Origin of the sequence: Acrocarpospora phusangensis (assembly GCF_016862995.1) — a bacterium.
GTDB classification, from domain to species: domain Bacteria; phylum Actinomycetota; class Actinomycetes; order Streptosporangiales; family Streptosporangiaceae; genus Acrocarpospora; species Acrocarpospora phusangensis.
Genome location: NZ_BOOA01000042.1, coordinates 57,804 through 81,496, shown reverse-complemented (window position 1 = coordinate 81,496; position 23,693 = coordinate 57,804). Strand labels below are relative to the sequence as shown.

The 23,693-nt window shown below is 71.2% G+C and carries 18 protein-coding genes; 5 read left to right on the top strand and 13 right to left on the bottom strand.

Annotated elements, in window-relative coordinates:
- Nucleotides 1–62: 62 nt before the first annotated feature.
- The 11 genes from Aph01nite_RS24365 to Aph01nite_RS24315 all read right to left on the bottom strand — a co-directional run bounded on the left by Aph01nite_RS24365 (nt 63) and on the right by Aph01nite_RS24315 (nt 12,998).
- Nucleotides 63–464 (bottom strand): hypothetical protein, encoded by a 402-nt coding sequence (locus Aph01nite_RS24365; RefSeq protein ID WP_204043294.1) that lies wholly within the window; start codon nt 462–464, stop codon nt 63–65.
- Nucleotides 465–621: 157 nt separating this feature from the next.
- Nucleotides 622–1,509 (bottom strand): SDR family NAD(P)-dependent oxidoreductase, encoded by an 888-nt coding sequence (locus Aph01nite_RS24360; RefSeq protein WP_204043293.1) that lies wholly within the window; start codon nt 1,507–1,509, stop codon nt 622–624.
- Nucleotides 1,510–1,573: 64 nt separating this feature from the next.
- Nucleotides 1,574–3,127: an ABC transporter substrate-binding protein gene (locus Aph01nite_RS24355; protein ID WP_204043292.1), complete on the bottom strand. Its 1,554-nt coding sequence runs from the start codon at nt 3,125–3,127 to the stop codon at nt 1,574–1,576.
- Nucleotides 3,128–3,252: 125 nt separating this feature from the next.
- Nucleotides 3,253–4,452: a uroporphyrinogen decarboxylase/cobalamine-independent methonine synthase family protein gene (locus tag Aph01nite_RS24350; protein WP_204043291.1), complete on the bottom strand. Its 1,200-nt coding sequence runs from the start codon at nt 4,450–4,452 to the stop codon at nt 3,253–3,255.
- Nucleotides 4,449–5,468: a peptidyl-alpha-hydroxyglycine alpha-amidating lyase family protein gene (locus Aph01nite_RS24345; protein WP_204043290.1), complete on the bottom strand. Its 1,020-nt coding sequence runs from the start codon at nt 5,466–5,468 to the stop codon at nt 4,449–4,451. The genes Aph01nite_RS24350 and Aph01nite_RS24345 overlap by 4 nt, the downstream gene beginning before the upstream one ends.
- A complete protein-coding gene (locus Aph01nite_RS24340) occupies nt 5,465–6,679 on the bottom strand; it encodes an amidohydrolase family protein (protein ID WP_204043289.1) in 1,215 nt (404 codons plus the stop codon). The genes Aph01nite_RS24345 and Aph01nite_RS24340 overlap by 4 nt, the downstream gene beginning before the upstream one ends.
- Before the next feature lie 24 nt (nt 6,680–6,703).
- Entirely contained in the window at nt 6,704–9,142 is a 2,439-nt protein-coding gene (locus Aph01nite_RS24335) for a CaiB/BaiF CoA transferase family protein (protein WP_204043288.1), read from the bottom strand.
- Complete coding sequence (locus Aph01nite_RS24330) at nt 9,139–10,167, bottom strand: ABC transporter ATP-binding protein (RefSeq protein ID WP_204043287.1); 1,029 nt, start codon at nt 10,165–10,167, stop codon at nt 9,139–9,141. The genes Aph01nite_RS24335 and Aph01nite_RS24330 overlap by 4 nt, the downstream gene beginning before the upstream one ends.
- Nucleotides 10,160–11,170 (bottom strand): ABC transporter ATP-binding protein, encoded by a 1,011-nt coding sequence (locus Aph01nite_RS24325; RefSeq protein WP_204043286.1) that lies wholly within the window; start codon nt 11,168–11,170, stop codon nt 10,160–10,162. The genes Aph01nite_RS24330 and Aph01nite_RS24325 overlap by 8 nt, the downstream gene beginning before the upstream one ends.
- A complete protein-coding gene (locus Aph01nite_RS24320) occupies nt 11,167–12,054 on the bottom strand; it encodes an ABC transporter permease (RefSeq protein WP_204043285.1) in 888 nt (295 codons plus the stop codon). The genes Aph01nite_RS24325 and Aph01nite_RS24320 overlap by 4 nt, the downstream gene beginning before the upstream one ends.
- Nucleotides 12,051–12,998 (bottom strand): ABC transporter permease, encoded by a 948-nt coding sequence (locus Aph01nite_RS24315; protein WP_204043284.1) that lies wholly within the window; start codon nt 12,996–12,998, stop codon nt 12,051–12,053. The genes Aph01nite_RS24320 and Aph01nite_RS24315 overlap by 4 nt, the downstream gene beginning before the upstream one ends.
- 271 nt (nt 12,999–13,269) lie before the next feature.
- Between Aph01nite_RS24315 and Aph01nite_RS24310 the strand changes: the two genes are divergently transcribed.
- Nucleotides 13,270–14,586 carry a PucR family transcriptional regulator gene (locus Aph01nite_RS24310; RefSeq protein ID WP_204043283.1) on the top strand — a complete coding sequence of 439 codons (1,317 nt, stop codon included), beginning with the start codon at nt 13,270–13,272 and terminating at the stop codon, nt 14,584–14,586.
- A 16-nt stretch (nt 14,587–14,602) separates the two neighbouring features.
- On the opposite strand, the gene Aph01nite_RS24305 is transcribed toward Aph01nite_RS24310, so the two are convergent.
- Nucleotides 14,603–15,484, bottom strand: a complete 882-nt coding sequence (locus tag Aph01nite_RS24305; protein ID WP_204043282.1) for a VOC family protein — start codon at nt 15,482–15,484, stop codon at nt 14,603–14,605.
- A gap of 199 nt (nt 15,485–15,683) precedes the next feature.
- Here Aph01nite_RS24305 and Aph01nite_RS24300 point away from each other — a divergent pair, with 199 nt between their 5' ends.
- The gene (locus Aph01nite_RS24300; protein ID WP_204043281.1) at nt 15,684–16,607 is read left to right on the top strand and encodes a hypothetical protein; all 924 of its coding nucleotides are present in this window, start codon (nt 15,684–15,686) and stop codon (nt 16,605–16,607) included.
- On the opposite strand, the gene Aph01nite_RS24295 is transcribed toward Aph01nite_RS24300, so the two are convergent.
- The gene (locus Aph01nite_RS24295; protein WP_204043280.1) at nt 16,604–20,506 is read right to left on the bottom strand and encodes an ATP-binding protein; all 3,903 of its coding nucleotides are present in this window, start codon (nt 20,504–20,506) and stop codon (nt 16,604–16,606) included. The genes Aph01nite_RS24300 and Aph01nite_RS24295 overlap by 4 nt on opposite strands.
- A 231-nt stretch (nt 20,507–20,737) precedes the next feature.
- Here Aph01nite_RS24295 and Aph01nite_RS24290 point away from each other — a divergent pair, with 231 nt between their 5' ends.
- The 3 genes from Aph01nite_RS24290 to Aph01nite_RS24280 are packed head-to-tail and all read left to right on the top strand — an operon-like array spanning nt 20,738 to nt 23,693.
- Nucleotides 20,738–21,289, top strand: coding sequence for a methylenetetrahydrofolate reductase C-terminal domain-containing protein (locus Aph01nite_RS24290; RefSeq protein ID WP_204043279.1), 552 nt, complete (start codon nt 20,738–20,740; stop codon nt 21,287–21,289).
- Nucleotides 21,286–22,245 (top strand): methylenetetrahydrofolate reductase, encoded by a 960-nt coding sequence (locus tag Aph01nite_RS24285; protein WP_204043278.1) that lies wholly within the window; start codon nt 21,286–21,288, stop codon nt 22,243–22,245. The genes Aph01nite_RS24290 and Aph01nite_RS24285 overlap by 4 nt, the downstream gene beginning before the upstream one ends.
- Nucleotides 22,245–23,693, top strand: coding sequence for a hypothetical protein (locus Aph01nite_RS24280; protein WP_204043277.1), 1,449 nt, complete (start codon nt 22,245–22,247; stop codon nt 23,691–23,693). The genes Aph01nite_RS24285 and Aph01nite_RS24280 overlap by 1 nt, the downstream gene beginning before the upstream one ends.

The following is a 23,693-nucleotide window of genomic DNA, read 5'->3' as shown; positions in this document are numbered from 1 at the left end:
TTCCGGCAGGAGCGTTGCCCGCATGGACTCCGCCAGACCCACCGTGATCCCGCGGCAATGTTTCAAAGGTCATCGGGGCAGAAGTCCGGATCTTCTTCGCCGGGCGTGACCGGTGCGTACTGTCGCAGCTCACCGTCCCTCAACATCAACACCCTGAAGAAGAACTCCTCTTGATCCATTACGAAGACCTGGAGCGCGTTCGGGCACCGCCAGGGCATCCGCGCAATGTGATCAAGGACTGCCCTCAGGCTGGCATGGTTGAGCGCCCCGGCCCACACATCGCACTCGGGGTACTTCCATCCACCCCAGACCGTGTCCTGGCCGGTGATCTCGCGGAGAAAGCCGCAGCCTCGCCCCGGCTTGTCCCGCAGCGGAGCTTCGGTACGCAGCCACTCGCTCAACGCCTCCACGTTCGAACGATCATCCGGATCAATCGACACCATCATGTTGGCGACCCAGCTCATCAGCCTATTGTCCGCCACAGACGAGTCTTCCATCGGATCTCTCAGCGCAAGCCCAGCAAGATGCCAGACCAGCGCCCTTACCGGAGGCCGCCAGATCCGGATCCCCCAAGGCCCGTAGGCCGGGCTCCGCCGGTAGTGGGCCGGCGGAGCCTGGTGTTCAGCGGCCGGGGGGTAGGTGGCTTTGGAAGTGGTCGGAGAAGGTTTTGAAGTCGGCTGCTAGTTGGTCGGCGGTCCAGCCGCCGTCGCGGTAGGTCACGAACTCCTCCTTGGGATGGCCCCAGATGGCGAACTTGTCGCCGCCGAAGCCGAAGTACTGCCCCGTGATCCCGGCAGACTCCGAAGAGGCCAGATAGACCACAAGCGGCGCGACGTCCTGGACGGTGCCGATGCCCTTGCGGCGCAGTTCGGCAGGGACCGGGGCGCCGGCCTCCACCTGAGCCACCACCTCGGTCAGGTTGGGAATGGTCGCCGCCATTCGGGTAAGCGCGATCGGCACGATCGCGTTCACCGCCACCCCACCCTTGGCCAGCTCCACCGACCAAACCCGAACCATCGCGATGATCGCCGCCTTGGACGCCGCATACGCGGTCTGCCCAAAACTCCCGTACTGCCCCGCGGGCGAGCCCACCAGGATCAGACGCCCACCATCCCCCTGCTCACGGAAACGCGCGGCAGCGGCCCGCGCACAGGTGAAGGTCCCCCGCACATGGCTGTCCACCACGAGATCGAACTCCTCGTCCGTGACCTTGCCCAGCGTGCGATCCCGAAGCGCCCCCGCGTTGGTGCACATCACGTCCAGCCGCCCGAACTCGGCGACCGCCCGCCGCACCAGCGCATCGGCCGACTCCGCCGTACCCACCGCGCACACTTCGGCGACGGCCCGGCCACCCGCCGCGGTGATCGCGGCCACGGCCTCCGCCGCCGCCTCGCCGTCGATGTCGTTGACCACCACGCCCGCGCCGGCCGCGGCCAGCGCCTCGGCGTACGCACGACCGAGCCCCCGTCCGGACCCGGTGACGATCGCGACCTTGTCATCGAGCCGCACAGTCGTCCCCTTCCTTATATATAGGTGTGAACCGGGGGCGCCCCGCAGGACGCCCCCGAGTGAACTACGAAACGATCTTCAAGGGGGCGAAGTCGTAGTCGCCCGTCACCGGCACCTCCATGCCGGTGACACCCTTGCGGAAGGCGGCCACGTAGGTGATGCCACAGACCGGCACCACCGGCGGCCCCACCTCCAGCACCTTCTTGAAGATCTCCTGCATCGGCGCCGCCCGCTGGGTGACGTCGTCGCTCTCCCGCGCCTGGGCGAGCAGCTCCGCGCCACCGGCCAGGTCGAACCCGCCCGGGTTGTAGAGCCCACCCTTCAGGTAGAAGTCCGCCACGAACTGGCTCGGGTCGGGCCGCCCCGCCTGAAGCAGCGAGACGGTGGCCGTGAACTTGCCGGTCCGACGCGCGTTCACCATCTGCTGGAACTCCAGCACCTTGATGCTGACCTTGATTCCGACCTGCTGCAGCTGCGCCTGGAGCGCCTGTGCCAGCGTCTGGTAGGACGTGTTCGGGCCGACCTCCAGCTGCATCTCGAAGCCGTTCGGGTAACCCGCCTCAGCCAGCAACTGCTTGGCCTTGGCGATGTCGAAGTACGGCTTGACGTCGTTCAGCTCGGGCACGTTCGCCCAGAACCCCTGCTGAAGCGGCTGCACGGTCGGCGTGCACGTGCTCGCATAGAGGTTCTTGCTGATGGACTCCCGGTCGATCGCGTACAGCATGGCCTCGCGGACCTTCGGGTCGGTCAGCTTGTCGGCGCTGGTGTTGATCAGGATGCCGTTGAACGTGGTGTTCGCACCCTTGATCACTGTCAGCCCCGACGCCTCGGACTCCTTGATCTGGCTGGGCGTGATGGACGTGCCGTCCGCCTGGCCCGACTTGACCGCCCGCAACCGGGTGGCCTCATCCGAGTAGACCGCCATCTCGATCCCGCCGATGGTGGTCCGCTGAGCGTCCCAGTACCCGTCGAACCGCTTGAAGGACACCTTGCCCTCACTCAGGGTGTCCAGCTGGAAGGGCCCGGTCCCGACCGGCTTCCCGGTCAGCTCGGGATCGGAGAGCGCGCTGGGCGCGACCACGATCCCCGGCTCCCCCGCCAGCACGTTGATCATGTACCCGGACGGCTCCTTGAAGGTCAGCTTGACCTGGTCGGGCGCGAGCACCTCGACCTTGTCCAGCCCCGAGAGGCTGCCGACCAGCGCCCCCTCCTTCTGGTACGCCTCCAGCGACGCCTTGACCGCCTCGGCGTTGAACTCCTCGCCGTTGTGGAACTTCACGCCCTGCCGCAGCTTGAAGGTGATCGTCTTGTTCTCGTCCCCGAGCTGCCATTCGGTGGCCAGCCCCGGCTTGATGTCCCCGGCCGGGGTCCGGTTGATCAGGCTCTCGTAGACGACGTCGAGGAAGACGGGGTCCAGCGGCGCCGACTTGCGCGGGTCGAAGGAGGTGGGCATGCCGGGCACGGCCCACCTCAGGACGGCCTCGCGGTCGTACCCGCCCGCGTTGCCCTGCGTGCCTCCGCCGGCGCTCGGCCCGGTCTCGGTCCCGCTGCCGCATCCGGCGAGGACCAGACCTACGGCGAGAATCACACTGGCCGATTTGACTGACGTTCGTTTCACGGCCTTGCCTCCATGTTCCAGAGTCGAGCGTTGACATGCTCGATGAACTCGCGGTGCCTCCGGCTCGGTCCCCGACGTTTCGTCCCGGATCCGCTGCTGATGTGTCGGTGGCGGCGAATGCCGCCTTAGTTATTCCGCAACCGCTCGGCGGCGATCGCGGCGCCTTCGGCGAGAGCGCTCAGCTTCGCCCAGACGATCTCTTCGTGGCCGACCCGGGAGCCGATCCCGCAGTCGGTGCCGGCGTGCAGGTTCTCCCGGCCGACCACGCTCGCGTAGTTGACCAGCCGCTCGGCGACCAGCTGGGGATGCTCGACCAGGTCGGTCGCGTGGCTGACCACGCCAGGGATGAGGATCTTGCCTTCGGGCAGCTTCACGTCCTCCCACACGCGCCACTCGTGCGCGTGCCGGACATTTCCGGCCTCGATCGCGTACGCCCCTGTGTTGACCTTGATCAACAGGTCGGCGATGTGCTCCAGGCCGATGTCCTGGGTGTGCGGGCGGTGGCCGCTGCCCCAGCAGGTGTGCATGCGGATCTGCTCGGCGGGCAGTCCGGCGATGCTGTGATTGATGATCTCGACGGCCGATTCGAGGTAGCGGCGGAGCTCCTCGATCGTCCAGGTGGGGTGGAACTGCCAGGTGGTGGCGAACTCCGGCTCGTCGATCTGCAGGACCAGACCGGCGTCGGTGACCGCCTTGTACTCCTCGCGGAGGGCTTCCGCGACCGCGTACATGTAGTCGTCTTCGCTCGGGTAGTAGAGGTTCCGCGCGCCCGCGCCCAGGCTGAGCGGGCCGAGCGCCGCGATGAAACCGTCGGCCTCCCTGCCGGCCAGGGCGGTCTTCAGGGCGGCGATGTCGGCGGCGATGGCGTCCTGGCCGGTGTACGTGACGGGCGAGGTGCACACCCGTTCCGTGGTCGGCGGTTTGGGGGCCGCGCCGGGTGTCGAGAAGCCGGGCCTGACCGGGCCGCCGGAGCCCGCCAGCCAGAGGCCGGAGGCGTACATGCCGGGGAAGTCGGCCTTGTCGCGGGCGGCCACGTACTCCCGCTTCGGGGGGGCGTCGGGGTCGATGGGCAGGGTCTCCCAGCCGGTCACCCGGGCGTGGATGTAGCCGGAGTAGCCGGACAGGTTGGCGGCCTTGACGTATTCGCCGTCGTTGACGGTGTCCAGGCCGCAGGCGATCTGGAGGTCCACGACCTCGCCCACCGCGACCGGGAGCCGTTCGTCGATGGCCGATCGCGCGCCGTCGGCGATCAGTCTGTCCAGGTCCGCCGGGCGGGGCAGATTGCCCCCGTGGGTAGTGAGAATTCGATGGCTGTCGCGCCTCATGCGATTCCTTTGAACTTCTGGAGTTGGTGGTCGCCGCACGAGGGCGGGACCAGGCCTGGCCTGACGGCGAAGCTGTGGACCACCTCGGCGACGTACAGGTCGCCGCGGGAGTCCAGCGCGATGCCGTGCGGGGCGATGAAGTTGCCGGGGGCGGCGCGCTCCTGGCTGGAGTCCCCCCACCGTTCGAGCACGCGGCCCTCCCGGTCCAGCACGGAGAGCCTGGCGGGGTGGTCCTCGCCCGTCTCGCCGTGCGCGAAGGAGCGCGCGCCCTTGGGCCGCCACAGTTCGGCGACGAAGACCGTGCCGTCCGGGGCGACGGTCAGCGCGCAGGGACGGCGCACGTCCGTCCAGGCCGCGAGGAACCGGCCGCCGGGGTCGAAGACCTGGATGCGGTCGTTCTCGCGGTCGCCGACCAGGATCCGGCCGTCGGGGGTGACGGCCAGGCAGTGCGGCAGGTGGAACTGGCCGGGGCCGGTGCCGATCTCGCCCCAGGAGTGCTTCAGCTCGCCGTCGGGGGAGAAGCGGTGGACGCGGCAGTTGCCGTACCCGTCGGTGACGTAGAGGTCGCCGTCCGGGCCGACGGCCAGGTCGGTGCAGCGGTTGAACGGGCCGGCGGGGCGGCGGACGCGCTCCACCCGGTGCACGCGGGCCGGGCCCTCGGAGGTGTAGCCGGTGTCGGAGGGTTCGCCCGGGGTGCCGATGGTCAGCAGCAGGTCGCCGTACGGGGTGAACTTGCGCACGGTGTGGTCGCCCGCGTCCACGCAGTAGACCGAGCCGTCGGGGCCGACCGTCAGGCCGTGTGGCAGGGTGAACAGGCCGAGCCCCCAGGAGCGTACGAACGTGCCGTCGCGCTCGTAGACGAGGACCTGGTGGTCGAAGCGGGTGAACAGGTAGACGCGGTCGTCGGCGTCCACGTCCACGGCGGTCACGTCGGCGTGGCTCAGGCCCTCCGGTAACCGCTCCCAGGCCTGCTCGACCTGGAAGCGGTGGCGGTCTCCGCGCGTGACCGGGCTCATGCCGTGCCCCGCGTGGCGGGCAGCCAGCCCCACGGGTGGGTGCCCCAGCCCGGCGGCACCAGCTCCCCCGCCCGTACGGTGTGCACGGGTGCCAGGCCGTACCCGCCGTGGAAGGTCTCCTGGAGGGTGTCGGTGAACTCGTAGTCGCCCTCCACCAGGTCCAGCACGGTGAGGTCGGCCTCCCGGCCGACGGCGATGGCGCCCAGCTCGTGCTCCCTGCCGAGCGCCCTGGCCGCGTTCACCGTGGTCATGCGCACGACGTCGGAGAGGCTGTAGCCGACGGCCATGAACTTGGCCATGCATTCGAGCAGCGAGTGGAAGGTCTGCCCGGCCGCCGTCAGGTCGCTGCTGATGGTGTCCGGCGCGAGTCCCGCCTGGCGCTGCTCGCGGGCCACGCGGTGGCCGAAGTTGCCCCGGCCGAGGGCGGCGTCCAGGATCACGCCGCGTTCCCTGGCCTCGTTCAGGGCGGCCGTCATGTCGGCGGCCCCGCCGGGGTTGGGCGTGCAGAGGTGGGTGAGGATGTCGCCGGGGTCCAGCTGGTCGACGGCGAACCGGGTGATCGGGGTGAGCCGCTCGGGCTCGGGCCGCCGGTGCGCGGACAGGTCGCCGATGTGCACCATCAGCGGCACCTGGTGCTCGCGGGCCACGCCCTTGGCCGCGGCGAAGATCTCCTTGCCCCGGTCGGGCACCAGCGGCCCGACCAGGCGCAGCTTGATGCCCTGGACGAGGCCGGGGTTGGCCGCGACGCACCGGGCGATGGCCTCCCGGTCGATCTCGTCCATGCTGTTGACGTCGACCATGGTGGGCATGGTGTGGGCGTAGCTGCCGATGTTCAGGTACGGCACGATCCTGGTCCTGGCCCCGGGCTGGATGTAGGCGGAGAAGACCCCGATGTTGGCCACGCCGACCGAGCCCGCGTCCACCAGCGTGGTCACTCCGGAGCCGACGCCGATCGCGTCGGGGTCGCAGCCCTCCATGCCGACGCCGGGGGTGATGGCCCCGTGCGCGACGTGGGTGTGCAAGTCGATGAGGCCGGGCACCAGGTACCGGCCGGGGCCGCCGACGTCGATCACGCGGCGGGCCTGGTCGGCGGGGATGTCGTGGCCCAGCGCGCTGACGCGCCCGCCGGTGACCGCCACGTCCAGGACACGGTCGATCGCCTGTCCGGGGTCGAGGACCCGGCCGCCCCTGATCAGCAGGTCGTATTTCATCGCGTCTCCCATCGGCGCGGCAGGTCAGAAGTTGTTCCAGCCGGGGGGCAGGGCGTCCAGCTGGACGGCCCAGCCCCGGGCCAGGGTGTCGGCCGCGTCGCCCAGGCCGATCCGGTCGAGGACCTCGCGTCCGTCCGCGCCGGGCCGGCGGACCGGCTCGCCCAGGCGCGGCGGGTTGCCCTCGGCCGTGATGGCGAGTCCGGGCATCACCACGTCGCCGGCCTCCTCGGAGACCTGCTGGACGGTCAGGCCGAGGGCCCTGGCGCGCGGGTCGGTCATCAGGTCGCCGAGCGAGGTGACCGGGTGCGCGCCCACGCCGGCCGCGATCAGCCGCTCCACCCAGACGGCCGCGCCGTCCGCCCGGAACGCGGCCGCCAGCGCGGGTCCGAGATCTCCGGAGTTCTCGGCGTCCGCGGAGCCTTCGCGATTGCCCAAAGCTTCGTGGATCCCGGAGCCTTCGTGGTCCCCGGAGCCTTCGGGACTCCCAGGTGCCGTGGGATTCCCCGGTGCCGCAGGGGCGACGGAGTTTCCGCCGGAGTCCTCGCCGGGGTTCAGTCCGGCCAGCCGGCGCAGCACGGGCAGCTGCGCCTCCGTCGCGCCGAGAAAGAACCAGCCGTCGGCGGCCTGGTAGTAGCGCTGCCACGGGCTCGGCCCTAGCGCGGCCGGGCCCCGGGCGTCCAGGCCGCCCAGACCGGAGAGCGGGCGCGGCAGCTGCCAGGCCTGCTGGTAGAGGCCGGTCTGGGTGAGCGAGGTGTGCGCGTGCTGTCCCTGCCCGGTGGTCTCCAGGTGGTAGAGGCCGAGCGCGGCGGCGAAGGCCGCCATCGTCCCGGTCCCGTAGTCCAGCACGTTGTACGGCCCGAACACGGCCGGCGGACCTTCCCCACCGGCCCTGGCCATGATCCCGGTCGCCGCCTGGCCCTGGGTCTCGTAGCCGCGCCGGTCCGACCAGGGCCCGCCCCGGGCGAAGCAGCCGACCGAGACGTAGACGATGTCCGGGCGGCGGGCCCGTACGTGCTGGTAGCCCAGGCCGTAGCCGTCGGCGGTCCGGCCGGGGAAGTTGTGCGTGAGCACGTCCGCCTCGTCGATCAGCCGCCACAGGACCTCCTGGCCCCGGCTGGACTTGACGTCCAGCAGCATGGTGCGTTTGCCCCGGTTCACGAAGCCGTGCGCGCCGACCCAGCGCTGCGGGACGTTGATCTTGACGACGTCGGCGCCGAACTCGGCGAGGATGCGGCCCGCGCTCGGCCCGGCCAGGATCTGGGTCAGATCCACGACCTTCCTCCCCTCGTACGGCAGTCCGCCACCCCGCGGATGCCGTACGGGCACGGGAGGCCCGGCGAGTTCGGCCAGGATCTCCGCGCGGTCCCCGCCGGGCAGGCTGCGCGCGCGGCCGGGCACGGCGGGGGTGCGCGACAACGACACGGGCGAGCCGGGCATGGCCGCCGGGCCGAGCAGGGGGTCGTCCAGGACCACGACCTCGCCGGTCGCCCGCGCGTGCGCGGACTCCAGCCACTCCGCCGTCGTCCGCACCATCGCCAGCGGCACCCCGGCCGCGTCGGCCAGTTCCTCCCACTCCAGCGCGGGCCGGGTCAGGAAGAGCGCGGTCAGCCGCTTCTCCAGCAGGTCGCGCAGGTGCGGCTCGCGGTCCATCCTGGGCCGGTCGGTCAGCCCGTCCCCCGCCCATTCGGCGACCCCGGCCGCGTCCAGGAACCAGGTGAGGAAGCGGGTGGTCGCGCCGATCGGGTTGAACTGCACGTGGCGGCCGTCCGCGCAGCGGTAGGTGCCGCTGCCGTTGGCCCGGATGGCACGTTCCGGCTGGAGGCCCCGCGCCACCGGGTACGCCCCGCTGCCGCCGATGGCCTCGAACATCGCGTGGTAGAGCGGCACCTCGATCCGGTCACCCCGGCCGGTGCGGTGCCGCGACGTCAGCCCGGCCACGATCGCGAAGGCCCCGCAGAACGCCGCGAAGTTCGACGCGACCGGGATCGCGCTGTACGTCGGGCGCGTGGGGTCCCAGCCCGCGGGCACGTACCCGGCGCGGATGCGGCAGTTGCCGGTGGCCGCCGCGATGACGCCCTCCCAGCCGGGCACCCCCGCCCGGGGGTCGGCCGCCGCGAAACCCGGCAGCGAGCAGTACAGCAGCCCGGGGCTGGCCTCGCGCGACCACGCCCAGCCGAGCCCCAGCCGGTCCATGACGCCCGGACGGAAGTTCTCGATCAGCACGTCGGCCCGCCGGACCAGCTCCCGCGCGACGTCCAGGTCGGCGGAATCCTTCAGGTCCAGCGTGATGCGGCGCTTGTTCCGGTTGAGAAAGGCGTCCGCGCCGGCCGGCACGGCTCCGGGCCGGTCCACGTGGATCACGTCGGCGCCCTGGTCGGCGAGCATCAACGCGGCCAGCGGACCCGCCACGTAGTGGCCGAAGTCGACCACCCTGACACCCGACAACGCACCCGCGCCGGTCATCGCACGCTCTCCTGCGAGCCGGCCTTGCTCACGGCCCCGTTCTCCGGCTGGTGGAGCACGCACGCCACCCGGTGCCCGGCGCCGATCTGGAGCAGCGGCGGATCCAGCTGCGCGCACTCGGGTAACGCCACCGGGCAGCGCGTATGAAAACGACACCCCGGAGGCGGATCGGCCGGGTCGGGCAGGTCGCCCTTGAGCACGGTCCTGCGGCGGGCGCGCTGCGCCTGCGGATCCGGCAGCGGCACCGCCGACAACAACGCCTTGGTGTACGGATGCCGGGGACTCTCCGCGATCTGCGCGGCCGGCCCCTCCTCCACGATCCGCCCCAGGTACATGACCGCGATCCGGTCCGACAGGTGCCGTACGGTGGCGAAGTCGTGCGAGACCAGCACCAGCGCCTGCCCGGTGTCCTCCTGGATGGACAGCAGCAGGTTGAGGATCTCCGACCGGGTGGACAGGTCGAGCGCGGAGGTCGGCTCGTCTGCCACCAGCACGCTCGGCGAGAGCGCCAGCGCGCGGGCGATGCAGACCCGCTGGCGCTGCCCGCCGGACAGCTCGTCCGGGTAGCGGTCCACGAACGCCGGGTCGAGCGCCACCCGCGCCAGCAGGGCCGCCGCCCGTTCCCGCATCTCGCCCCGCCGGATCCGGCCGTGCACCAGCAGCGGTTCCGCGACGGCGTGGGCGATCGTCTTGGTCGGGTCGAGCGCGCCGTACGGGTCCTGGAAGATGACCTGGAGGCGGGCGCGCATCTCCTTCAGCTCGCGGCCCTTGGCCCGGCTGACGTCCTTGCCCTCCACCTCGACCGTGCCCTGGTCGGGGGTGAGCAGCCGGGCCATCAGCCGGCCCACGGTGGTCTTCCCGGAACCCGACTCGCCGACGATGCCGACGGTGGTCCCGGCGCGGACCTCCAGATCCACCCCGTCCACGGCCCGTACGCTCTCCAGCGCCCGGCCGAACGCGCCCCGGCGGACCGGGAACGACTTGCTCAGGCCCCGAACCCGCAGGACCACACGATCCTCAGCCACGAAGGGCCCCCTGAAGTGTCAGCTCACCGGAGGCGACCCGGCCGCACCGCGTACGGCGGCCGTCGCCCAGGGAGACGTCGGGCTGGCGTTCCCCGCAGGGGGACTGCGCGTGCGCGCAGCGCGGCTCGAACCGGCACCCGGCCGGGAGCCCGCCGGCGGACGGCACCCGCCCCGGGATCACCGTCAGCCGCGACCTGGCCTGGCCGACCTGCGGCACCGCGGCCAGCAGCGCGCTGGAGTACGGGTGCGCCGGGTCGTAGAACAGGCCGTCCACGGTGGTGCGCTCGGCGATGTGCCCCGCGTACATGACGACCACGTCGTCGCAGAAGTCGGCCACCACGCCGAGGTCGTGGGTGACCAGCAGGACGGCCAGGTCCAGGTCGCGCTGGAGGTCCCGGAGCAGGGCCAGGATCTCGGCCTGGATGGTGACGTCCAGCGCGGTGGTCGGCTCGTCGGCAATGATCAGCCGGGGCTCGCAGGCGATGGCCGCCGCGATCATGACGCGCTGCTGCATGCCGCCGCTCATCTCGTGCGGGTACGCGCCGATCCGCCGGGCGGCGTTCGGGATGCCGACCCGCTCCAGCAGCTCACGCGCCCGCGCCAGGGCCGTCTTGCGCCGCTCGCCCAGGTGTAACCGCCGCGCCTCGGCGATCTGGTCGCCGACCGTCATGGTCGGGTTGAGGCTGCTCATCGGCTCCTGGAAGATCATGCCGACCGGCCCGCCGCGGACCCGGCGCAGCTGCCGGGGCGTACGGGTGAGCAGGTCCACGCCGTCGAACCACACCGACCCGGCCGACACCCGTACGCTGGCGGGCAGCAGGCCGAGGATGGACATCGAGGTCAGCGTCTTGCCGCAGCCGGACTCGCCGATCAGCGCGGTGCAGTGGCCCTCCCGCACCTGGAAGGTGACGTCCTCCACCAGGCCGGGCTGCACGCCCGGCAGGTCGATGGTGAGCCCCTCGACCGACAACAACGGCCGGGCGGTGTCGTGTCCTGGAGTCATCTGCCTCTCCTCAGTCCGACCGCGTCGCGGATGGCGTCGCCGATGGTGTTGAAGGACAGCACCGTCAGGACCATCGCGATCCCGGGCGGCACCACCGAGTAGGGCGCGTCGAACTGGTTGACGTAGGCGGCCTTCAGCATCGAGCCCCAGCTGGCGTCGGGCGGCTGCACGCCGAGGCCGATGAAGCTCAGGCTGGCCTCGGCCAGCAGCGCCACGCCCATCAGGATGGTCACCTGGACCAGCAGCGGGGCCGCGATGTTGGGCAGAATGTGCACCCACAGGGTCCGCCGGGTCGGCGAGCCGATGGCCACCGCCGAGTGCACGAAGGTCTCCTCCGCCACCGCCAGGGTGGCGCCGCGCACCACCCGGAACAGGCCGGGCGCGAAGATGATGCCGATGGCCACCATCGCGTTGACCAGGCCGGGGCCGAGCACGGCCAGGATGGCGAGCGCGCCGACCATGGCGGGCAGGCTGAGGACGGTGTCGGCCAGCCGCCCGGCGACGGCGTCCACGACGCCCCGGCGCAGCCCCGCCCAGAGCCCCAGCGGCAGGCCGATGAGCAGTGCCACGCCCACCGAGATGAGCGGCGCGGCCAGCGCGATCCTGGCCGCCTGGATGATCCTGCTGGCCACGTCCCGGCCGAACTCGTCGGTGCCGAGCAGGTACTCCCAGCTCAGTCCGGCGAACCGGTTGCCCAGGTTCTGCGCGTCCGGGTCGTGCGGGTAGATGAGCGGTCCGGCGAGCGCGAGGACCACCAGGAGGATCAGGAAGCCCGCGGCGGTCGCGCCGGCCGGGCGGCGCAGCACGGTCCTGACGATCCGGCCGGCCGGGGAGCTTCGGGGGACGCTCGGGTTGGGGCTTGAGCGTTTCGTGACGAGGGTCATGCCGTGCGCACTTTCGGGTTGATCCATCCGTAGGCCAGGTCGACGATGAGGTTCAGCAGGACGACGACGACGGCGCAGAGCAGGACGTATCCCTGGATCACCGGGTAGTTCCGCTGGAGCACCGCGTTGACGGCGAGGGTGCCGAGGCCGGAGATGCCGAACACGGCCTCGATGACGATCGCGCCGCCGAGCAGCCGGCCGGCCTGGAGGCCCAGCACGGTCACCACCGGGATGGCGGCGTTGCGCAGGATGTGCCGCCGTACCAGCCAGGCGCCGGACGCGCCCCTGGCCCGCGCGGTCCGCACGTACGGCCGGGTGAGCACGTCGGCCACGCAGCCGCGGGTGTGCCGGGCCAGTTCCGCGGCCGTGGCCAGGCCGAGCGCGGTCGAGGGCAGGATGACGTGCGACAGCCACGTGCCGAAGCCCTCCCCCAGGTCCGCGTACCCGGTGGCCGGCAGCCAGGGGTTGGTGAGGGAGAAGATGGAGACCAGCACCATCGCCAGCCAGAAACTCGGCATCGCGATGCCCAGCGTGGCCAGGGTGGAGACGAGCCGGTCCACCCGGCTGCCCTGGGTCAGGCCCGCGACGGTCCCGGCCGACACCCCGACCAGCACCGCGAGGACGATCGCCATGATGGTGATGACCAGCGTCGGCGGGGCCGACTCGGCGATCGAGGTGACGACCGACTTGCCGGTGAACAGGGAGTGACCGAGGTCGCCGCGGAGCACTCCGGACAGCCAGGTCACGTACTGCGTGAGCACGGGCCGGTCGAGTCCCAGCTCGGTGCGGATGCGTTCCACGTCGGCCTGGGAGGCGTTCTCGCCCGCGATCACCTCGGCCGGATCCCCCGGGATGAGGTGGACCAGCAGGAACGTGAGGATGGACACCAGCCACAGGACCAGCAGACCGCCACCGAGCCGACGGATGATCATGCGAGTGCTCATCGTCACCTCCGTTCGGCGTCGGGCCGCCAGCGACCCGAACCTGTCCGATAATTGGACAAAAAGTTTGATATTTGTTACGCCATGCTGCCCTGCGGGTAACTTCGCGTCAAGGGGATACCGCCGCGTAAATCCTCGGAGTCAGGACTGTTACGAGTCCTGGTGGTATAGCCGACGGACAGAGGGCAGCACGTTGGGCCCCAGAACAGGAACATCCACGCTTCTTTGGGGCAGAGCACATGGAAACCCGGTCGGCCGTCCCTAGGATGCGCATATGGCGGAATCCTTGGCCTCCGTCGGCCTCAGCGCGATCAACCAGGAGAACCGCACCCTGCGCGACCTGGTGGAGATCTACCGGCACCTCTCCGGGCTGGCCCTCCAGGACGCCGACATCGGCACCGTGGCCGAGCTCATCGCCCGCAGGACCGCGGTAACGGTCGCGGTCATCAGCCAGAAGATGGGCATCCTCGCCGCCGCCTCACCCGGCGAGAGCTACGAGCACTCCGTCCAGTACGTGCACGACCACCTCATCCACCCGCGCCTCGCGCACACGCTGGCCATGGCCGGCAAGACCCGCCGCGCCTCCCGCCTGCCCGACCCGGCCAGGGGCGGCGCCATGATCGTCGCGCCCATCCTGGTCGGGGACACCGTCCCCGCGTACCTCGTCTCGCTGGTGCCGGACTCGCCCGGGCGGGACGACGACATCCACCTGATGACCGCCGAGCACGCCGCGACCATCTGCGGCGTCATCCTGGCCCGCGAGCGGGTCATCACCTCGGCCGGCAGCCAGGTGCGCGACGACCTCATCGAGGGACTGCTGTCCGGCTCCGGCCGGGACAACGACGAGGTCGTGCGCTGGGCCCACCACCTCGGCTTCGACGCCGAGCGCAACCACCGGGTGCTGTCGGTCCTCATCGAGGCGCCCCCCGGCGACGGCGAACGCAGCAGGCTGGTCGCCGAACGCGCGGCCGGCGCCACCGCGCGGCTGTTCGTCGCCCAGTCCCCGGACGCGATCACCACCGTCCGGGGGCGTGAGGTCATCGTCGTGCTGAACGAGCCGGGCGCGCCCGCCACCGGCATTCAGTCCGAGCAGCTGGGCGCGCTGTGCGTGCAGCGGCTCGGGGCGCTCTTCCCCGACGTCGGCGTCTCCATCGGCATCGGCGGCGTGTTCCGCGAGCCGGCGCACATCGCGCGGTCGTACGAGGAGGCCCGCCGTACGAACGAGGCCATCCGGCGGCTGGGACGGCGGGGCGCGGTGGTCGCCTTCGACAACCTCGGCATCAGCCGCCTGCTCCTCCAGGTGCCCGACCCGGAGGCGCTGCGCGAGTTCGCCACCGACATCCTCGGCGAGGTCCTGAAGCACGAGCAGGAGCACCACTCCAAGTACGTGACGACGCTCAAGTGCTACTTCCAGGAGAACAACAGCCTCAGGCGCGCCTCGGAACGGCTGCACGTGCACCCGAACACGATCACCTACCGGGTCCGCCGGGTGGAGGAGATCACCGGCCTGGACCTGGAGAACTACCGCGACCGGCTGGCCGCCCAGGTCGCCCTGGAGATCCTGGAGACCCTCGGCGAGACCGGCCTGTGACGGGCGCGTCGAGCGCTCAGCGCGGCCCGGCCACCACGGCCGCCGCCGAGTAGACGATCCCGCCGCCCCGCGAGGAGTCGATGTAGCGGGGGATCCAGTTCTCCTCGTCGTCCACCTGGCTCGCGCCCCAGCCGTAGCAGACGTGGAACCCGGTCGGCGTGCTCACCCGGAACAGGAACATGTTGTCCGAGAGCCTGCGCCCGGGGCTGACGAAGGCGTCCATCTCCCGCCGCGCCAGATCCCAGGCGATCTCGACCTCCTCCAGCGTGGCCGCCTCGATCATCAGGTGCTCCAGCCGCAGCGTGTCGCCCCCTTCGAGCAACGCCACGCTGTGGTGGCGGCGGTTGCAGCGCAGGAACCACATCTCCCCGTTCGGCGCGCCCAGGTTGATCGCGTCCGACACCCGCATGCCCATCACGTCGCGGTAGAAGTCCAGCCCGCGTTGCAGGTCGGGCACCCGCAGCGCCACGAACCCCAGCCCGAGCTCCCCGGTGACCGCCCGCGAACTCGGCCGCTGCCCCCGGTAGGACCCCGGCTCCTCCGCCATGCCGACGAACAGCTCGTGCCGCAGTCCGAAGGTGTCCGTGAAGTGGACGATCCTGCGCACGGAACGCTCCGCCGCCAGCCGCGCGCTTCCCGCCTCGACCGCGAACCCGGCCCCGGCCGCCCGCGCGGCGGCCTCCTCCAGCGCGGCCTCCTCGCCCAGGTCCCAGCCGAGGTAGAGCAGCCGGTCCTCCTCGCCGGGATGCATCGCCAGCCGGTACGCCCGGTCACACCACCGCACCCTGACCGCACCGTCCGGCGCCCGCTCCGCCTCGAAGCCGAAGACCCTCGGCCCGAAGTCCAGCCATTCCTCCGCCGCCGCCGACCGCGCGCCGACATATCCGAGAGTCCGCATCCCGCAACCCCCTCGTGCCTCAGGCGCACTTGTGCGCCGCCACAAGAGTAGGCCCATCGACGCAAGCGGCGTCCCCGAGGGTCGCCACCGTCATCTCCCTCGCCAGGTGATGATCCCTTTCTCGGGACAGGCCGCGTGAGTAGGGTCGATTCATCACCACACCCATCGTGCGCCTGGCGAGACTTCGAGGTGTACCGTATTGAGCCGCCGCGTAATCGTGCGGGAGAATTCTGCGGCAAGTCTGCCCGCGGATTGTCTCAGCAGGGCCAGAGATGTCTTTGAGAACGGCGACCTGTCGAACCTCACCTGCTACGCGCAGTCGAGCTGGGAGTTCGCGCTGAGCTGGAGCGCGGACGATGAATCAGCCGATCGGCTCGAGCTGTTCCAGCCTTCCACGTGGGTTCCTTTTCTCTTCGACAGGATGGATCACGAGCTGGCCGAACTCGGCCAGGGCGGTTTGCAGGGCATGATTCTCGCCGCCGGCGACGCCGCTCTCATCTGCGTCTCCGTCACCGGTCGCCTGCTCGTGACGGGCCTCTCTTCCAGCGACAGACTCCGGCTGGCATCAGCCCGAAGCGCCCTGCAAGAACTGGCCGCGCACATCAGGAGCAGTCTCCGGCTACCCGAGCACCCCCACCCTGTCCATTCGCGAGAAGCCGCGGAGTGCCCGAGCGACGGCTCGTTCGGCCACGCTTCAGCCGATCGTCGAGACGTCGCACTGGTCTCGTATCTCAAGAGAGCCGTTTCAACGACCGGCCTCCATTATGTGGCGTTTCTCTGGGGGCCCGATCTTGTGCTCGCGGTTGATTTGTTCGACGACCTGCCGGAATTTTTCGTCCGGGGGAGCAGGAACAGCCTGCGTCACTCGTACGAGTCCGTCGGCGTGAAGCTCCATCGACAGGCCGGAGTCCCCACCGGCGGGAAGTCCTCGTGGCCTGCCGACCTCGGCCCGGCACTGGACCAGGTCACACTCAGTCTGGAGCAGGGCACGATCTCGTACGTCCGTGTCCGCGATGATCAATTCATCGTGGGCGCCACCGTCGGTCAAGGCGACGGGAACCGGGTTGCGGACCGGATCGCGGCGCTTGCGGATGAGCTGAAGGATCGGTTCCGCGACGACTAACCGTCCGCGCCGAGGCTGTCCCAGCCCCAGGCCGCAGCAGGCAGGCCATCCGGCTCCCGACCCCATCTGAACCTGGCCTTCACCTCAGGAGCGGCGAAGTCGAATACGGCCTCGAACTCGCCGACGCCGGCCGCGTGATCGATCAGGTCCGCCATCGCGGTCTCGGCGGATACTCGCCGGAGCATCGCCAGTATCCGGATCTTGCCGTGCACGTCTTCCGTCTTCGCGTGCGCGACCAGACGGGCCGCCAGAACGGAGACGGCATCGGGCATGTCATGCCGGTACAGGGTGTCGAGCAGGAGGCCGACGGAGCCCAGGTCTCCCACGTTCGTCTGCCGGGCCGCGCCGGCCGCCAGATGCCGGATCACCGGATCGGCTTCCACCGTGGCGAGGGCCGCCAGCAGGGAGCGCAGCGCATGCACGTTCGACGGCGGAGGATGATCGGCGATCCGGGCGGCCAGCGCGTCCGCCGCGTCCCGCAGCCCTGTCGCCGACAGAGTGGTGAGCAGGCGGCTCACTGCGTGGGGGTTGTCCCCGCGCACTCGTCCGACGGGATCGCGGGACAGCAGGATCCGCACCGCCTGCGGCTGGGCCGTCGAGTGAAACAGGTCGAACAGCTGGCAGACGTTCTCCGCGTCGTCGAGGGGACAGCCGCTCGCCGCACGGCGGCACAACGTGCCGGCGGTGTCCTCCGCTCCCATCAGCATGAGGGTTCGCACGAGTGAGGCGACGGCCTTCGCGCTGTCCACCCGCACGTGCCCGGCCGGGTTGCGGCTCAGCAACGCCGCCGCCTGGTCGTGGAGATTCGCGGCCCGCAGGGCGGTCAGTGTCGCGGCGACCGTGCCGGGGTCGTCCAGCTCGACGGTCATGGCGACGCGCGTCCCCACGACGGCCGCGAGCTCGTTCAGGCCGACACCACGCAGCTCTCCGAGCAGGCCGGCCACGATACGCGGTTCGCCGGCCGGGATCGCTTCGGCGACACGGCGGGCCAGCGTGCGCAGTTCCGCGGACGCCGAGACGGCGAACAACGCACCGCAGAGCGCCGCCACAGCATGATGATCTTCGAGTCGTACCTGTTCGGCCGGGTTGCGGCTCAACAGGGTCGTCATCGCTTCCGGCGGTTCCCCGGCCAGCAGGTCGAGGATCGCGGCGACAGTGGCCGGATCGTCCAGCGCGACGGATGCCGCCACCCGCAGGCCCAGGGCGGCCGCCCGGCGCGGAAGTCCTGCTTTCCGCAGGTTTCTCAACGTCGCGGCGACATCATGCGGCTCGTTGACATCCACGGCGACATCCACGACCCGGTCTTCCTGGGCCGTGGACGTGTCGTCTGGCCGCCTGGGCGGCGTGATCCAGCCTTCCTCGTCGAGCGGGGCGTATCCCGCGGCCAGATGCCGGGCGTCCACCCTCATCCCGGGAACATCCGCCGAGGTCAGCCGGGACATGAGCAGGCCGGCCACCCGCCGGTGTCCGACGTGGTGGGACAGGGCGGCAGCCACCGTCTCGAACTCCTCGCCGGACAGCTCCCCGAACACGGCCGCGAAGGCTCCGAGGCGGCTGTCGGGCGGCGACGCGTCGAAGGCACGGCACATCAGCTCGGCCAACGCCTCATGTTCCCCCAGTTTCCGCAGCGTCTCCAGCAGGCGCAGGACAGCGGCCTCGTCCTCCACCCGCACGCTCGCACTCGGACGCCGGTTCAGCAGCACACGCACGTCGGAGTGCGCCTCCAACGACCGCAGTTCGGCCAGCAACGATGTGACGCCGTCCGGATCTTCGAGTCGAATGTCGCTGATCGGGTTGCGGCGGAGCAGGGCCTCGGCATCCGCTCGCCGGGGCAGAGCCTTCAGCAGCATGGCCATCTGCTTCGCGTCCCGCACGACGATCTCGTCAACCGCGCGCCGCGCCATGACGGCCGCCGCGTCAGGCTTCATGCTGACCAGCGCCTCCACCACGCTTTGGACGTGATCGACAGGAAGGCGTTCGGCGATCCTCCGCTGGAGTACGCCCGCCGCGGCACGGGCGCCGGCCCCGCGGAATTCGCCGACCAGTTGCCTGAAGAGGTGGGAGCCGTCGACCGCGACGTGTTCGGCGATCCACGAGGCCGCCTTCCGTCGAGGATCATTGTTCAGGTGGTGGAGCCTCCGCATGAGCCTGACCGCGGACAGCTCACTTCCGGCGAGAACGGCTTGCCGGCGTAAGCGGGCGGCATAGCGGTACAGTCCGTACTCATCGGCTTGTGTGGCGATTCGCTCCAGATCACCGGGATCCCGCACCTCCTCGATCAGGGCGGTCCAGAATCCGGCAGGCGGGATCCGGCCACGGCGGTGCTGCCGGCCGTGCTGGTCCAGATAGTCGATCAGCTGGTAGAACGGCCCGCCCGCTTCGCCCTGGGATCTGCGGGGACGGATCCGGGTCACCGGCCCGGGAACACCTTTGCAGGGCGCTCCGGTGTACGCCAGAGCCTGCTCCAGCCAGTCATCGCCCAGTGCGGCCCAGTGGGATCGGGTGAGGTAGGCGGGAGCGGCCGCCTCCAGCAGGGCATGCGGCAGAGCGTGGCGGTGGCCCGCGCGGCGGGCGTCCATCGCGACATGGATCACCGCCCTGGCCGCCGGTGGTGCGGCGCGGTAACGCGCCAGCAGTTCCGGAACCCCCGCCAGGTACTGGGTGATCTCCCCGTCGGCCGCGTGCGCCAGGGCCTCGGCCAAACGGGCGTCGGCAGCCGCGGCCTCGTGGAGGGCGGACCGGGCGTCGCTGAAGTCGTCGATCAGGGGGATGGTGGTGTCGGCGAGCAGCAGCCGGGCCTCGGCGTGACGGCCGTCCCCCTCTCGGGAGAGCCGGTCCCACCGGTCGGGCCAGAGGGTGCCCAGCACCAGCGTCGGCGCCCGGGAGGCATCGGCCAGGAGGGTGCGCAGCGCGGCGGCCACCCGCTCGCCGCTGTCGTCGGGAGTGTCCAGGTAGCGCTGCGTCTCGTTCAGCCACACCACCGTCCGGGCGCCCACCTCGGGCAGCCGGGCCAGCGCGGCCTCGGCCCGGGTCGGATCGAACGGGTACCACAACCGCCACCCGCCCGCCTCGCGCAGCGGGGCCAACGCCTCCCAGCACGCGCGGGTCTTCCCGGTGGACGACCCCCCGACCAGAACCGCCATCCCGCTCTGACCCGCCAACGCTCGTTCCACCACTTCGCCCAGCTGCCGGTCGTGCGCGCGCGGCACATACGGCGGCAGCGGCGCCGGCGGAGCGGAAGAGCCGGGGGTGTCCAGCCGAATCGGCCTGTGCACGTCCAGCGCGAACGGATCGTCGACCTCCTCGAGCGGCCGTCCCACCGGAGGGGCAGGATCGCTCGCCGCGGGCTGTCCCGTCAGCCGGTCGAGGATCTGTGCCGTCTGCCGGTCGATCGAGGCCAGCGCCTGCCCGAAGTCGTGGTCCCGCGCCACCGCCCGCCGCTCCCGGCCCGCGGCGGCCAGCTCCTGCCACAGGGGTGCCAGCGAGCCGCCGTTGACGGCGTCGGCGCGGACGCGCGTCAGGATCTGCTCCTGTAGCGCACCGATCAGTTCCCCCACCTGTACGCCCCGCGCCTCCAGATAGCCGAGGCCACCGAGCGCGGGCTCCGGATCGATCAGCGGCACCAGCCACGCCCGCACCACCCCCCGCGGATCGATCAGCGCCTCGCCGTCGGCGTCCAGCCGATGGTCCAGATGTTCGGCCACCGCCGCCGTCACCGCCTCGACCTCACCGGGATCGGCCACCCGCCGTACGGCAGGCTCGACAGAATCAGTCACGATCTTCGAGAGGGCGGCCTGGACGCCGGACCCGACCGTGGCCTGCCGCGCCCGGCGGCCGATGCCCTGGCCGGTCCACTGCACCAGCGCACCCAGGAACGCGCCGCCGAAATCCAGCGGCATCGAGGACCTCCCTATCCCTGCACCGACGACACCCCGAAAACCCACCACCAGTCTGGCCCTCCACCACGTCTACCGCGAGCGCCGCTCCCGATAGCCAGAAGTGGCTGGTTCTACCCTCCTGCCGCCTTTGTCCTGCGACCTAAAACGCACCCCTGCAAAGTTGCGTCACGGCCCGAAGACTCACCCGCTCCGCCCTGCGACCTTGGAGCCGACGGAAGGAGGAGCGGGAAGATGGCCGTTCAGAAGCCCTTTCGGCCGCGGATTCCGGCCGGGCTCGCGTACGCGTTGCACGCCGTGCTCGCCACCAACCGGTTCTACCGGTGGCTGGCCGCGTACGTCGAGCGCCGCCCGAGGCTCTACCGCTGGTTCACGGCCGGGGAGCGGGCCGCCAAGGAGCGGCTGTTCGGCTGCCGCATGTGCGGGCAGTGCGCGCTCCCGGCGACCGGGTACGCGTGCCCGATGACCTGCCCGAAACAACTGCGCAACGGGCCGTGCGGCGGCGTCTCTGCCGACGGCTCCTGCGAGGTGGACCGTACGCTGCGGTGCGTCTGGCTGACCGCCTGGGACCGGGCCGAGAGCGCGGCGCGCGGCTCGGACCTCGACCTGCTCCAGCGGCCGGTGGACAACCGGCAGTGGAGCCGGAGCTCCTGGGTGAACTACTGGCAGGGCCGGGACGAGACGATCGCGGTCGCGTATTCCGGCGCCGACCCCCATCCGCCCATGCGAACCGCCCCCGCCCCGGCCGATCGAGCCCCGGCCGATCGCCACCGGGCGGAACGATGAGCCCCGACGGCGGGCTGCGGGCCGCGCTGGCGTCGGACCGGTTCGTGGTGACGGCCGAGGTCGGGCCGCCGCGCGACGCCGACCCGGACGTGATCGCCCGCAAGGCCGCAGCCCTGCGCGGCTGGGTGGACGCCGCGAACGTGACCGACAACCAGGGCGCGAACGTGCGCATGTCGAGCCTGGCCGGGAGCGTGCTGCTGCGGCAGGCCGGCGTGGACGCGGTCATGCAGCTGACCTGCCGGGACCGCAACCGCATCGCGCTGCAGTCGGACCTGATCGGGGCCGCCGCCCTGGGTGTGCGCAACGTGCTGCTGCTCACCGGCGACCATCCTGCGCTCGGCGACCACCCGGACGCCAAGCCCGTCTTCGACCTCGACGGCGTGCAGCTCGTCTGGACCGCCCGCACGCTGCGCGAGGAGGGCACGCTGCTGTCCGGCAAACCGCTCGCGACCCGGCCGTCTTGGCTGATCGGCACCGTCGAGAACCCGTTCGCCCCGCCGGCGGCGTTGCGCGCCAGACGCCTGGCGAAGAAGGTCGCCGCCGGCGCCGAGTTCGTGCAGACGCAGTACGTCTTCGACGTGGACGCCTTCGCCCGCTGGGTGGCCCGGCTGCGCGACGAGGGCGTCACCGACCGCTGCGCGGTCATCGCCGGGGTCGGGCCGATCCGGTCGCTCCGCATGATGGCGTTCCTGACCGGCCAGGTGCCCGGCGTGCACGTGCCGGCCGAGCTTGAGCGCCGCCTGCGCGGAGTCCCCGCGCACCTGGTCGAGGAGGAGGGCCTGGCGGTGTGCGTCGAGACGATCCAGCGCCTGGCCGGGATCCCCGGCGTACGCGGCGTGCACCTGATGGCGTTCGGCCGCGACGACGAGGTCCCCGACATCGTACGGAGGGCCGGGATCAGACCCGACCGCGCTCCGACCCTCACTCCCGCCGCACTCCAGGAAGGGCGACAGTGATGTTGATCGATTTCCGCCCGCACGCAAGGCTGCGAGCAGCGCAACCGGTCGACCTGACGGCCTCGGTCGCCCCGGTCGTCGCCGCTCTGGCCGACTCCCCGTGGGACCTCGGCCGGGTACGCGTGGTCTGCGACTGGGTCCAGTACCGGGAGAACTTCCGCGACGTCGTGGACGCCCGGCCCATCATGTCCGCGCCGGGCTGCCCGGAGGACCTGGAGATCGCCGTCGACGTACGGCGCGGCGGGGACTCCTCGCTGGGCGGCCTGGCCGCGGCCTGCCTGCGGAACGGCTCCGCCGGGCGGGTCTACCTGGAGGACTGGGGGCTCGGCTCGGCCGGCTGCGTCTGGTCCTTCAACGCCCTCTACTGGTCCGCGCTGGAACTGTGGGAGAAGGCGTCCGGGCGCGGCTACGAGCAGGCGCTGCCGGGCGGCGAGAGCGACGGGCGCAACCGGGACTCCGCCCGGGAGCTGATCCACGAGCTGTTCGACGTCTGGGACTCGCTGGCGAAGTCGGCGGCGCTCCCGGAGGAGCTGGTCGTGGTCGAGCTCGGCGTCGGCAACGGCCACCAGGCCAAGGTCTTCCTGGACGAGTTCCGCCGCGCCGACCAGGCCAGGGGCAGCGACTACTACCGCCGCCTGCACTACCTCATGTGCGACTACTCCCAGCACGTCCTCGACCTCGCGGGCGAGACGGTCGCCGAGCACGCCGGGCGCGTCAGCTCCGTCACGCTCGACGCGACCCGGCCGCTGACCTCGCTGGGCTTCCTCAAGTACAAGGTCTTCCTCGTCTACGTCTCCAACATGTACGACAACCTGCCCACCGACGAGGTCGCCCAGCTCAACGGCCGCACGTACACCGTCGAAACCCGCGCCTACCTGCCCGGGGACGCCGCGGCGGCGCTGGCGGAGTCGGTCTCCGCCACCCCCGGCCAGATCCCCGGCCTGGTCCACAAGCTGCTCCGGCTCGGTCCCCGCCTGCTCACCGACGCGGCCCCCGCGCACGTCCCCGACGTGGACGGCGCGGTCGAGTTCTGGCGGCGGACCTGGTCGCTGCTGCGCCTGGAGGAGCGCTACGTCCCGCTGGCCGGTCTCGACCAGTACGCGGTCACCGCCCAGTTCAACGGCGAGTGCCTGCGCCCGCTGCTCGAATCCGGTGCGGACGTCCGCATGCACGTGAGCAACGGCGCGCTCGCCAGCTTCGCCGACAGCCTCATGCTCCTCCACCCGTACGGCCGGCTCATCTGCCACGACCTGTTCGTCACCGGCGTGGCCGGCTACCGCACCCAGTTCCGCGGCCCCGGCAAGTACGACGGATCGGTCGTGAACTGGGTCAACGGCCCTCTGATCGCGCACGTCGGCCGACGTCAGGGCTTCGACGTGCACTACGAGCCCTTCCGGCACCAGTCGGCGGGCCACATCGTCACGATGACCGCCCAGGTGAGGGACTGA